A 13,298-nucleotide genomic window follows, 5' to 3' on the forward strand; every position below is an offset into this window, starting at 1 on the left:
CAGCACATAGCACAATACATTAATATTACTAGGTACAAAAATACTCGTACCGGAACAGCGGGGAGAAATGGCAAAAGAAAACATGATAGGCATGGACATAGGAAACAGCACCCTCAAAATGGCCGTTTGCCAGGATGGAGTGCCAGAACAGTTCATAAGAGTCCCTTTGCCTGACAATCTGGTCTCAAATGATGACATAACGTCCTGGGACGCAATGGGACAGTTCATTAAAAGCAGCCTTTCAGAAAACAAAGTCAGAACCAGAAACGTGGCTCTGTCACTACCTGACAGGCACTTGATAGTTCACAGAGTCTCAATGCCCCTGATGACCATAGGACAGCTGAAAGTCAACCTTCCCTACGAGTTCCGTGCATATATAAATGAAAACAAGGACCAGTACATTTATGACTATTCCGTTGTCAACATAAAGAAAGATCCTGACAAGCCAGGCAAAGGAGAGATGGACCTTATTGCAGTGGCCATGGAAAGAGATCTTCTGGCTAAATATAAAGACATGTTCGGAAAAGTCGGCCTGAAGCTCTGTACAGTTTCACCGGAAGCTTTTGCCCTGAAGAACATAATCGATGAATATGAAGAGGAAAGAGAAATCACAGGCAAGAGGGATTATGCAATACTGGATCTGGGAGCGAAGAGCGTAAAAATTCATTTTTTCACCGACGGAGTCTTTGACATCACAAGAGTGCTTGACCCGGGCTGTGATGAGTTTATCAGAATGACCGCTTCTATACTTGATGTTGACCAGCACGTTGCCAGGCTGAAATTCGAGAACAACGTAGATGGAATCCAGGAATCCGAGGATATGGTCAGCAGATACAGCGATCTTGCTGTGGAAATAATGCGTACCATGAACTTCTACAGATACAACCATCAGGATTCAAACTTGGATTCCTTGTATGTCTGCGGTGGTGGAGTTTGCATTCTCAGACTGCTGCAGTCAATTCAGGAATCATTGGATGTTACACTTAGAAGCTCAAGAAAGCTGATACCAGATGAGGATCCGTCTTTTGACAGGATGATTCTCTGCCCTCAGGCTCTGGGCGTTGCGTGGGAATAGGAGGCGAACCAGTGAGTGAATCTTTGGAAAAATTTTCGGCCCGCCTCAAGGAATTGTTCAGCAAGGATCTGGGGGCCGATTCCGGTTATCCGGAGAAAACCGGGATCAACATGGTTACGGCAGACCGGAAGACAGATAAACGCCGGAACACAGCCATTGCAGTCATTGCCGCAATCGTGGCGCTGATATTGATAAAATTTTTAGTAGTGGACATGATCGTATCCGCACTGTCTGCCAGAAGCCAGTACATGAACATTCAGGAAAGCCTGGACCAGCTGAAGGCGTCTAACGTAAATTACGAAAAGACCCTGGACAAGTACAACAGACAGGGAGACGGCAGACTTTCACCTAAGGAGAGAAGGCTCAGTGACAGATCTGATGACCTGGATCTGATCACAGATAAAGTGGGCTCAGCCGCAACAATAAAGAACATCCAGATATCGGGAAATAAAGCCACCGTTTCTATAGAAGGGGCTCCAATGGACAGCGTTTCAGCTATTGTTTCCGACCTGGAAGAAGATGGAAGAGTTTCCTATGTTTCGGTTTCCACTACCAGCAGGGATCCTGGAAGTGTGGCTGCAACTATTACTATAAAGTTTAAATCTAACGGGGGTGAATAATGCTTTACAGAGACCATACCACCAGGGAAAAAATACTTCTGGGTGTGCTGGCATTTCTGATTGTGGCAGCCCTCTACTACTTCCTGTGTTACAGACCATGTAAGGCAGTTATGACAAAGTATGACACAGCTGAGATCAGCAGCGAGCTGACAATAGAGCAGAACAAGGCCACAAAGACCAGGCAGATGAAGGAAAACATCAAGAGCAACAAAACCAGGGGAATCGGTGTTGTCATGCCGTATAACAACATCAGAGCAGAAGTTTCCCAGCTTAACAGTATTTTGTCCAGGGCATCCAGCGTAGACATCAGCTACGATAATCCGGTAAAAAAAGGAAATACCGTAAGGCGGCATGTGAATATCTCGTTTACCTGCGGAACCGTTAATGATGCAAAATCAATAATTTCAGATTTGAATCAGTGTGGTTCAAGATGCGTCATTACAGGAGTGCAGATTACCACAGCTGAGAGCAGCTGCAACTGCAATGTGGATCTTACTTTTATTGAGACCACAGTACATGCCACAAGCCTGGCTGGATTGTCCGGATCTTCATCTGGAGATGGGGGTAATACCTACACTCAGGGATAAATGATGAGGGGAAAAAAGTTTTTTCCTTCAGCCATATGAGCCGGATTTGCAGATATTTCATTCTGCAGAGAGGAAGTAGATGAGCATTTTCAAAGTAAGGTCAAAACTGAATAACAGGAAGGGCTTTACCACAGCAGAACTTCTGACGGTTGTAGCAATCATGTCCATTCTTTCAGCAATTGCTGTCGTATGGATTTTTCACTATGCCCATGAACTGAAGCTGATGGAGATGGATAACGATGCTCAGGAAATTTACATCGCCGCTCAAAACCATCTTACGCAGGCGAAGACAGACGGACTTTTGTCAGATGACAGCACAGCAGATGATTTTTTCGGAAAAAAGATGAAAGTAAAGCCAGATGACTGGCCTGAGGATCAGAAGGGCCTGGCCCGGTTCGGAAGCTGGAAGGACATAGACGATGACATGTATTACGTGGTTTATGATCCCTCTTCATCCAAAAATGATCTGGAGTCTGATAAATCTATTCTCTCCCTGATGCTTCCCTATGGATCTGTTGAGAACACCATCCGCACCAGCGGTAAATACGTTATTGAATACAACAGGGCTTCCTGCAAAATTTACGGCGTATTTTACAGCGACAGGGGAACTTTGACAGGAAAAGACGAAATAACAGAAGGAAGGTACTTCAATGAGTCCGGCCTGAGAGATGAGAAAGACAAAGACCAGAGAATTGGCTATGTTGCAGGCTCTGGAGAAAAAGCTATTCTGGGGTACTACGGCGGACCTTCAGTAAGTCTTGGTATTTCAAAGGAAAAACCTCTTGAAGTTTCTGTGGACAACGGTGAGAAACTGGAAATTCTGGTAAAAGATCCGAATTACAACAACCATAATCCTGAGGAAAATTATATCTACCTGAAGGTAAAGGGCATAACCAGCGGCAACGAGAAAAATATAAAGATAAATCCAGGAGATCTGGAGAAAGACGGCAAGTCCAGGGTATTGACCACCAACGTAAACACATATCAGACTGGGGTGCTCAAAAATGTAAAGATCGGTTCTGTAACCAGTGAAGGTAATTACAGAATCAGCCTTGACGATGTGACTACCAGGGGCGGCCATTTTGCAGAGCTTTGTCCTAATCTGATTCCGGGAGAGGACATCAATGTAACGGTTTACGGAACCAGCAGCAGGAAGCTGTCCAAAGTAGTTCACAATACAGTAACTACTAACAGCCTTTTCGAGAAAACAGATGTAACAGATAGTAAGGGCGGGCGTATTACAGTAACAGCCAGCATAAGCAAGATCCGTCATATAGAAAATCTCGATGAGGCAGTGGGAAGTTTGCTTGTAGAGGGTCCAAACAATACATTCCGGCAGAATGTAAGCCTGGTAAGGGAGGATAAAGATAAATCCGGCTCAGGAACAGAAAAAAGCAAGTATATTGTTGCGGATAAGGCTGTTCAGACAAGGGATATCAATTACTCACAGAAGGAAACAGGTTTTTCTGCCAAGGCTTCAAAGGATAGCAGCGGAAACTTCAAAGTATACCAGGGAGGAATCAACAAATCATATCAGAGTGATGGTGAAAAAGGACTGTCGGAGAACAGTTTTTTTGGCATATTTAATAATACACTCAAGGAATATGACGGAGGAAATCATGAGATTTCCAATGTGGACATTCACAATTACAACAGAGTAACTGACGGGGATCCGGATACGGGAGCAAATACATCTTCAAATGCAGCAATGTTCCGGATCATTGACAGCTCCATGAAGATTCACAATCTGGAACTTAAGAACTTTGACGTTTCAAGTGTCCTGAACAATCAGAGTGTTTCAGGGTCACTGACAGCATCAGCGCTGGCAGGCACAGTTTCCGGCGGAAATCTTTCCTTGTCTGATGTATATGTTACTTCAGACCGTAATAAGTCAAAGATAATCAAGGCAGACGGCTCTGGAAATTCCTGTACTGTAAGAGCTGGCGGATTAGTTGCAAATGCAGAAAGCGGCACTGCATTATCTATTGAAAACTGTGGTGTTGACGGGCAGAACCTGATGGTCAGCGCCCTGGGAAGCGACGGAGCAGCCGGAGGAGTGCTGGGATACAGCGAATACGGAACTGTAATTCGGGCTGCAGATTCCAGATCTGATGCTTTTGTTGAAGCTTCTTCCTCAAACAGCAATGGACGTTCAGAAAATGCTTATGCCGGAGGTTTTGCAGGTTTCATTGATGAACCGGGAAGAAATTCCGAAATAATCAACTGTTACTCTGGAGGGAGAACAGTAAACGGAGAATATGGCACTTCACTTTCTGAATTAAGCACCAGCCTTACAACTGAACAGCTGGCGGAACACTTCAACGTTATGGCAGAGGGGTATGGAAGTGCCTATGCCGGAGGTTTTGCAGGCGTAATATATAATGGAAGAGGAATGAATGTAAGCAATTGCTATTCCACTTCATCTGCTTCTGCTACGGCCCGTACATGGCAGGCTGTAAGCGGAGGATTCGTTGGCAGTGCATCGGGAACAGGAACCAGAATTGACAATTCTTATGCTACAGGTCTGTTGAATTCCAGGGGAAACAGATGGGCAAAAGGTGCATTTGCAGGTTATCTGTACTATGGAATAAAAGGCTCAGGCAATGAGGCCCTTCGGGGAATAAACAAGAATACCGGCGCCATTGACTGGGACGGAACCTACGGCGGATTTAATGCTTCTATGAAAACGGACAGCGAAATGGAAGCATCCGGAGATGGTGCCGCTGCTCATCCTTTTGACAGCATTCTTTCGGGAGAATATTCATTCAGATCAGTTGCAGAAAAAGCGCATTACGGCGACTGGCCTATCCATGGATCTGTGAATAAATCTGACCGGGCAATGGTGGAGAATGGCAATAAACTGATGGTTCATATCGCCCTTGCATCATCTGAAGGGGATTACAGCGATGATCCGGTATATATTTTCCTGAGGGTAAAAGGTCTCACATCAGGAAATACAGCTTATTTGATGGCTAACTGGAACGAAGGCGGAAATGCCAGTGAGTACTGGCTGATCAGAGAGACCGGAAGCAAAAGCAATAAGCAGTACATAGATAAGTATTCCACAAATCTGATTTACAAGGACCTGAACCGTGGTAATCTTTCTGGGTTCAACAACCTGAGAGCAGGGGCTGATCACGTTTATTCCATAGTTCTTGATGATCCATCCAGTCCTGAAGGAAGCTTCACCAATATACTGGGCAACAGCAAACTGGGCGACAAGGCTTTGATTCCGGGAGAAAACGTTCAGATAGATTACGGAGTTGCATATAAAAGTAATGCATCGCCTGATAAAATTAACTGGAAGAAGATTACAAACGTTAACGGAGGAAGTTCTGCCTATACTAACAGTATTTTTGGATCAGGAACAACCTTCAGCAGTGATATGACGGGCAGTAATGCAGTAATCCACAACTTCAGAAATCTGATGAATCTGGACAGCGGAATTTCAGGATGCAGCAAGTCTTCCGGCTTCTCCGCCGCATCTCAGGATGCAGACCTTTCATGGAACGAATATATTAACGACATTAAATCCATGGACGGATCCCGTTCAGTAAAGATATACAATGCTGATTCTGGTAAAGTCCTTTCAGAAAACAGCAATTTCCCGGGAATCAGTATTGACAACAGAAACCCTGTTTCATCCTATGAAGGAGGAGGCCATACAATTTCCTCCGTTACATCCCAGGGAAGAATAAGTGGAACTTCAGCATCTTCGGGACTGTTCTCCGGCGTTGACATGTCTGACTGGGATCACGGTTTTACAGTTTCTGATTTGACTTTGAGCAATTCAAAGTTCGAAGACCAAGGCCAGTCAGGAAAAGCCGAAGCAGATACAGGTGCTCTCTTTGGAACTGTTACAGGAAGCGGACAGCCCCTTTCAGTAAGCAATATTACTCTGAAAGGAAACACTCTTGAATCGGATGGAGACGCTAACAGAAGTGCAGGATTCCTTGCCGGATCAGCCGAAGGCCTTTCATCGCTGAAGATAAAGGACGTAACAGTATCGGGTGGAAAAATAAATCTGGAAAAGGCTTCATATTTCGGGGGTCTGGCAGGTTCCGTAAAGAGAGGAAACAGTGGGAAGACAGCACTGGATGTGTCCGGAATCAAAATTGATGCAAGGGGCACAGGAACCAGCAGTTTGTCTCTGAAAATGAAAAATGAGAAATCCCCATGGGGCGCCGGAGGATTGTTCGGCTGCCTGTCCGGAACAGGTGAAGGATCAGGGATTACAAATTCAGAATTGAGTATCAGCATGACCGCTGAAAAAGATGGTGACAATTACGGAAGCCTGGGAGGTGTATCCGGAATCATTGATGGATCAGATCTTAAGGTTTCGGGAGTAACTGTTTCCCAGTCAGGCAGTAATGGAATCATCCTTGATAACAAGAGCGGTGATGATAACAGCTACTCAGAATCTGCAGGAACTGGAGGAATTGCAGGAATTGTATCAGATTCTGTCCTGAACATTCAGGATAGTGCTGTCCAGTCAGGAGATGAGCTGGCCCAGATCCACGGTCCTTGTAATACTGGAGGCCTTGCAGGCTACTCTGACAACAAGTCTTCACTGAACATGAAAAACTGTCATGTGTCCGGCAAAAACTTCCTTACAGAGTCGGAAAGCAAGTGCACCGGCGCCATTGCAGGAAGAATCAGTGGAGAAGCTTCTATTGCAGGAACTTACGCATCCTCCTATGTATGCGGAGATGAGTCTGCAGGAGGATTTGCAGGCCTCCTTGATGGAAACAGAAAACAGTCCATTATGGACTCTTACGCTTCAGGACACACCTACAGAGGCGGGTACTATGGCAGCGATATTCTGAAAAATGATAATCGCTGGGATTCCGGAAAACAATACGTAAATGTCCAGTTTGCCGAAAGTGGCCAGAAAATCGGAGGTTTTGCCGGTTCCATAGAAAACACAGAAACTGTGATCCGCCATTGCTATTCTACATGTTCCGTAACAGGCTCAGATTACGTTGGAGGTTTTGCCGGTTATGCAGAATCCCTTGCAGGAGTAGACTATTGTTACTCTGACGGCCCGGTAATAGTAAAAAACAGCACTTTCTCTGATCCTCATGCAGGAGATTTCGCAGGATTCAGCAAAGATACTATGGATATTACCAGGGCATCTGCAAAAAATAACTACTTTATAACAAACAGCAATCCAGATGATTCTTACGCAAAAGAAGCTGGAATTTACAACAGTCCTGTTTCCGGAACAGGAAGGCCGGCCATCCCTTACGACAGGTATCTGGGCAGCACATATCCGCTGAAGACTGTACTTGAACTGGCCCAGTCGGATGGAGATTATCTCAGCAGTCTGTCTGAAGATGACAAGGGAAAGATACCGGCAGCTCATTACGGAGACTGGTCGCGGTAGGTCCGCAGCCTTTCTCATCAGGATAGATTTTTTTCCATGGAGAACATATGAATCCAGTACGCAAAGTAAAAAACAAAATAAATTCACAGGAAGGAGCAACCCTTCTGATCGGGCTGTTCTTTTTCATCATGTGTGCTGTTGTGGCTGTGATCATTCTGGCTGCAGCCACAACTGCATCTGGCTCTGTGGGAACCTTGACAAGCAGCCAGCAGGCCTATTATTCGGCCACATCTGCTGCTAGAGTGATAAAAAGCCAGCTTCAGGACAAGAATAACGTTGTGGACCTGAAAAAAGATTCTCCTGCCGGGGCCCCTGCAGATTTTCATCAGCTTCTGGTTAACGGCGCAGCTTCGGCAAGCCAGGGGAATACAGTAAACTATGACATGAGCTTCAGCCTTTTCAATACCGGGGCTGAAGATGTGATGAAGAATGTTAAAGGCACCTTCACTATGTACGGAGGCGGGGACAGTCACAATCAGTACGATATTGAGATCAACCTGGCTTATTATGACAAGAACAAGAAAATCTGCAACTACGTTGTAGATGCAGAAGCTTCTCCGGAAAGGGATTCCTCCGGTAATGTCATCAGTGTGAGATGGCCGGATCCTCAGATTAAAGGAGGTTCCATGAAATGATGAAGTTTTCTGGAAAAAGGATATGGAAAAAAGTCAGAGACCGGTCTGGAGAGACTTTGCTGGAAGTCCTGGCAGGCCTCCTTATTGCGGCCCTTGGCGCTCTCCTTCTTGGCTCCACAGTGGCAGCTTCCGGAAATCTGATAAAGAAGAGCAGCTCAAAGATGAGCGCTGTATACGATAATGTCAGCCGCCTGGAGGAGGAAAGTGTGCCTGGTCAGCCTGTTGCCATGAAGATAAGTTTTGATGAAGCTGGAGACAGCCGTAAGCAGGTGGCCGAAATAGATATCAGGGACCTGACTTTGTACCAGTCCGGGGGGATTGTACAGATAATGCCAGAGAAGGGGAATTAAGATGATTTCCTTGAAAAATGCAATTGGATATTTGAGAAAAAAAGGAAGAAACACCGGGGGATTTACTCTTGTGGAGATGCTGGTAGTAGTACTGCTGATCGGTTTGCTGGGAACAGTAACGGCAGCAGGAATCCCGGCGGTAAGGCAGTCTTACAGAAATGTTAAGATGAGGGCTAACGCCCAGACCCTTTTGTCCACATCTATCTCACGGACAACGGATATTTTCCGGAATGCCGATTTATCAACAACTGACGGAAATACAGAAGAGCCGGTTTTTCTGGATGGAAGAAACGGAGTACCTGTAAAGCTTATGACCGTCAGGGAAATTTACAGCACCCATGATATTGGAGAAGCTCCGGGCATTATTGTTGAACAGTATGTAATCAGGGATGAGAACGGTGATTACAAGGCAGATGAAGACAACCAGGTGATGCTTCTTACGGAGAAAACCGTGTCAGACGGAATGAAGGAGTCTCTGACTTACAGTTACAATAAAGATAAGGGAGTTTTTTCCGGAAAGATAACAATTTACGACAGCAGTGGTCACAAAATAGTTTCGCAGAGTTTTAAAGTAAGACCACTTAACAGCTGATACGAGGGGATAATCTATGGCAGGAAATAAATACAAGAGACTTGGAGACATGCTGGTAGCAGACAAGGCAATTACTGAAGATCAGCTTATGGAAGCCCTGGCTCTTCAGAAGAAGTCCCATGACCGGCTTGGAAAAGTATTGATAGATAATAATATTATTTCTGAGGGACAGCTTATAGACACCCTCAGCCGGCAGCTGGGAATCGATTACATAGACCTGTCTTCCGCTGACATTGATCCTTCAGTAGTAAAATACGTGCCCAGAAGCGTTGCAAGAAAGTATTCTGTAGTTCCTGTAAAAGTAGTGAGGGATGTGCTTTATCTTGCAATGGCCGATCCTCTGAATTTCCCTGCAATTGAAGAAGTCAGAAGAACTTCCAAGCTCCGTATTGTACAGATGATAGCAAGTACAAGAGGAGTGGAGCATGCTATAAGCACTCTCTATGGAAATGAAGGTGCGGCAGAAGCAATATCTCAGATGAGGGCTGAGGCCGGGCTCTGGAGCGAAGGGGCTGACCAGACAAATGAAGAGGAAGGTAACCGGGCAGCGGCTCCGGCTATCCGCCTTGTGAACTCCATAATAGAAAGAGGAGTAAACGAGAACGCCAGCGACATCCACTTCGAGCCTTCTGTAGATGATATGCACGTCCGCATGAGAATTGACGGAAGACTCCACAATATCATCAATATTCCTAAAGATATTCAGGATTCTGTAATTTCCCGGCTTAAGATCATGGGCCGCATGAACCTCGTGGAAAGAAGAATCCCTCAGGATGGAAGAGCAAGGATCCGTTTCAGAGGAAAGTCCATTGACTTGAGAATGTCCACTCTTCCTACGGTTTCAGGAGAGAAGGTGGTAATAAGGCTTCTTTCACAGGACATGGGCCTTCTTGACCGCAAAGGCATTGGCATTACACCGGAAGAATCTGTGAAACTGGACAAGATCATGGCTTCCACCAGTGGTGTTATTCTGATTGTAGGTCCAACAGGCAGCGGAAAATCCTCCACCATGTACACTCTTCTGCGGGAACTGCTGGACGAGTCGGTAAATCTTGTTACCTTGGAAGATCCTGTAGAATACACAATACAGGGAGCAACTCAGGTGCAGATCAACGAGGCTACAGGGCTTACCTTTGCCAGCGGCCTCCGGTCAGTTCTGAGACAGGACCCTGATATAATTTGTGTAGGAGAAATCAGAGATGGAGAAACTGCAGAAATAGCTATGAGAGCGGCCATGACCGGCCATCTGGTAATCTCTACCATTCACACTGAAGATGCGGTATCTGCTGTGGACAGGCTTAAGGACATGGGCGTAGAGCCATATCTGATTGCCGGCGGACTCAGAGGCGTGATTTCCCAGAGACTTCTCAGAAGAGTATGTCCTAACTGCAGAGAGGAATACGTTCCGGATTCAGCAAAAATCCGGCTGGCCGGAATGGACCCGGGATTAAATATCAGATATTACAGAGGAAGAGGCTGCGAGCAGTGCTTCCATACAGGATACAGAGGCAGAACAGGAGTCTTTGAGATACTGCCTGTAACAGCAGATTTAAGAAAAGCAATCACCAGAAATGAAGACAAAGACAGAATCCGCCAGCTTATGGACGAAGCGGGATTCCAGTCTATGAACAAAAGTGCAGAGACCCTTGTTGCCAGAGGGATCACCACAGTTGAGGAAGTATGCAGGGTGCTGGCAATAACAGATCAGGATTTTTAGGAAAATATCGTCCCGAAGGGAGTAGTGGAGTAGTAATGTTCGCAGAAGAAGTTGTTAGGCAGGCAGCGGAGCTTGGAGCTTCAGATATTCATCTTGTAAAAGGACTTCCGGTTCGCGTAAGGATTGACGGAAGCCTTCAGAATATGGGAAGCAGAATCCTTTCCCATGAAGACTGCGAGAAAATTGCCATGGAGCTTGGCGGGGAAAAATATGATTCAATCCGCTCCATAGGTGAGCTGGACCTGGGCGGCACCCTGGCCGGACGGAGGGTGAGAATCAACCTTTTCCGCCAGCAGGCCAGCGTTTCTGCAGCAATCCGTATTCTGAACGACCATATTCCCAAGCTTTCCAGCCTGGGACTGCCGCCTGTAGTAAATCAGTTTTCCACATGGAACAAGGGAATAATTCTTGTAACAGGTGAGACAGGCAGCGGAAAGTCCACCACAATGGCTTCCGTCCTGGACCAGATAAATCACAACAGGCATCTCCACATCATAACCTTGGAAGATCCAATAGAATATGTCTACATACCTGACAAGTGTGTGATCAATCAAAGAGAAATCGGAAAAGACACAGAGAGTTACGAAACTGGCCTGAGAGCAATTCTCAGAGAAGATCCGGATATTATCCTCATAGGAGAGATGAGAGATCTTACAACCATAGAAACGGCTTTAACGGCTGCAGAGACGGGCCATCTAGTGTTTGCCACACTTCACACAAACAACGCAGCCGATGCTGTGGACCGGATGACTGGGATTTTTCCTGAAAACCGCCAGCCCCAGATCCGCCTTCAGCTCTCTATGACTCTCAAGGCAGTACTGTCCCAGCAGCTTCTTGTGAGAAAATCAGGACATGGCAGGGTGGCAGCCTGCGAAGCAATGGTGGTGACGCCAGCTATCCGGAACCTTATCAGAGAAGGAAAGACGCCTCAGATCTATTCGGCGATTCTATCCTCCGCAGGTCAGGGAAGCATCACTATGGAAAACTGCCTGGTGAACATGGTCATGGACGGAATTATTTCTCAGGAAACCGCTCTTGAGGCTGCAGAAGACAAAGAATTTTTCCGGAAAAGGCTGGGAATAAGATAATACACAGGAGCTTGTTTAATGAATACATACAAGTACACAGCATTGTCGCCAGACGGAACACCCACCAAGGGAGTTGTTCAGGCCGTAGATGAATATGATGCTGTTGATAAAATAAAGGCCACATGCCCAATTGTCACCAATATCTCTGCCGTCAAGGAAAAAAAGGGCATTCTCAATGCGGAGATTGGCGGCAGGAAGATAAATCAGAAGAATCTGTCGGTAATGTGTTCTCAGTTCGCAATCATCCTCCAGTCAGGAGTGAATATCGCCCGGGCCATGGAGATGATCAGCACCCAGATTGACGACAAGAAGCTGAAGAAAATCCTTGCAGGAGCAGCTCAGGATGTTTCCCAGGGAACTGGAGTAGCAGATTCTTTTGAGAGGAACGGCCCGGATCTGCCGGCAACTTTCATTGAATCAGTACGGGCAGGAGAGAAGTCAGGAACCATTGACAGATCTTTCCGTCAGATGGAACAGTACTATGAAAGAGCATACAAGACTGAACAGAAAGTCCGTCAGGCTCTCACGTATCCGGCCTTCGTAATTGTAATTGCCATTATAGTTCTTATAGTGGTCATGGCCAAGGTAATACCAACTCTGGCTGCTACTTTTTCAGATCTTGGTGGAAAGATGCCGGCCATCACAAAGACCATGATTGGAATGTCCCACTTCTTTGGCTCCCACTGGATTCCAATTGTGTCAGTGATTGTTTTGATGGCCCTGGGAATTGAGATCTCTACTTTAACGGAAAAAGGTCATATCTTCTGGAGCCGTGTGGCCCTTAAGATGCCTGTGGTGGGAAATATTAATGTACTCAGTGCCAGCAGCCAGTTTGCCAACACCATGGCTGTTCTTCTTTCGGCAGGCCTGGGGGTAGATGAAGCCGTTGATGTTACTGGAAAATCTCTAAGCAATTACATTTTAAAGGCAGAAGTACGGAACATTACCAGCTATCTTCAGGAAGGCAGGTCTCTGGGCGATTGTATGAAGAGGTGCAAGCACTTTCCTGACACCCTTGTGGATATGTGTTCCGTCGGAGAAGAGACAGGTGAGTTGGACCAGACACTGAGAACTACGGGCCAGTACTTCGATAATGAGGCTGACCATGCTACTAAACAGGCAATAGCCAAACTGGAACCTACTATTTTGATACTCCTTGCATTCTTTGCAGGTTTCATAGTATTTGCTATTTATCTGCCAATATTTACGATGTACAATTACATGTAGATGCGTGTTGTTGATTAATAA

At 45.9% G+C, this 13,298-nt stretch carries 10 protein-coding genes; all 10 read left to right on the forward strand.

The features are described from left to right. Positions 1-67: 67 nt before the first annotated feature. The 10 genes from pilM to FYJ66_RS01650 all read left to right on the forward strand — a co-directional run bounded on the left by pilM (position 68) and on the right by FYJ66_RS01650 (position 13,277). Positions 68-1,075: a pilus assembly protein PilM gene (gene pilM / locus FYJ66_RS01605; protein ID WP_154571771.1), complete on the forward strand. Its 1,008-nt coding sequence runs from the start codon at positions 68-70 to the stop codon at positions 1,073-1,075. A gap of 11 nt (positions 1,076-1,086) precedes the next feature. Continuing rightward, positions 1,087-1,695 carry a type II secretion system protein M gene (locus tag FYJ66_RS01610; RefSeq protein WP_154571772.1) on the forward strand — a complete coding sequence of 203 codons (609 nt, stop codon included), beginning with the start codon at positions 1,087-1,089 and terminating at the stop codon, positions 1,693-1,695. After that, on the forward strand, positions 1,695-2,282 hold the full coding sequence (locus FYJ66_RS01615; protein ID WP_154571773.1) for a hypothetical protein: 588 nt from the start codon (positions 1,695-1,697) through the stop codon (positions 2,280-2,282). Before FYJ66_RS01610 ends, FYJ66_RS01615 begins: the two co-directional genes overlap by 1 nt. A 79-nt stretch (positions 2,283-2,361) precedes the next feature. Then, positions 2,362-7,668, forward strand: coding sequence for a type II secretion system protein (locus FYJ66_RS01620; protein WP_154571774.1), 5,307 nt, complete (start codon positions 2,362-2,364; stop codon positions 7,666-7,668). Between the two features lie 47 nt (positions 7,669-7,715). Continuing rightward, positions 7,716-8,303: a hypothetical protein gene (locus FYJ66_RS01625; RefSeq protein WP_154571775.1), complete on the forward strand. Its 588-nt coding sequence runs from the start codon at positions 7,716-7,718 to the stop codon at positions 8,301-8,303. Then, on the forward strand, positions 8,300-8,653 hold the full coding sequence (locus FYJ66_RS01630) for a hypothetical protein (RefSeq protein WP_154571776.1): 354 nt from the start codon (positions 8,300-8,302) through the stop codon (positions 8,651-8,653). The genes FYJ66_RS01625 and FYJ66_RS01630 overlap by 4 nt, the downstream gene beginning before the upstream one ends. A gap of 1 nt (position 8,654) precedes the next feature. Beyond that, positions 8,655-9,245, forward strand: coding sequence for a prepilin-type N-terminal cleavage/methylation domain-containing protein (locus tag FYJ66_RS01635; protein WP_154571777.1), 591 nt, complete (start codon positions 8,655-8,657; stop codon positions 9,243-9,245). Positions 9,246-9,261: 16 nt separating this feature from the next. Beyond that, positions 9,262-10,962: a GspE/PulE family protein gene (locus FYJ66_RS01640; RefSeq protein ID WP_154571778.1), complete on the forward strand. Its 1,701-nt coding sequence runs from the start codon at positions 9,262-9,264 to the stop codon at positions 10,960-10,962. Between the two features lie 35 nt (positions 10,963-10,997). Further along, on the forward strand, positions 10,998-12,050 hold the full coding sequence (locus tag FYJ66_RS01645) for a type IV pilus twitching motility protein PilT (protein WP_154571779.1): 1,053 nt from the start codon (positions 10,998-11,000) through the stop codon (positions 12,048-12,050). An 18-nt stretch (positions 12,051-12,068) separates the two neighbouring features. Further along, positions 12,069-13,277, forward strand: a complete 1,209-nt coding sequence (locus FYJ66_RS01650) for a type II secretion system F family protein (RefSeq protein ID WP_154571780.1) — start codon at positions 12,069-12,071, stop codon at positions 13,275-13,277. Positions 13,278-13,298: the final 21 nt, after the last annotated feature.

The sequence above is a fragment of the Allobaileyella intestinalis genome (assembly GCF_009695865.1).
GTDB classification, from domain to species: domain Bacteria; phylum Bacillota; class Clostridia; order Peptostreptococcales; family Anaerovoracaceae; genus Allobaileyella; species Allobaileyella intestinalis.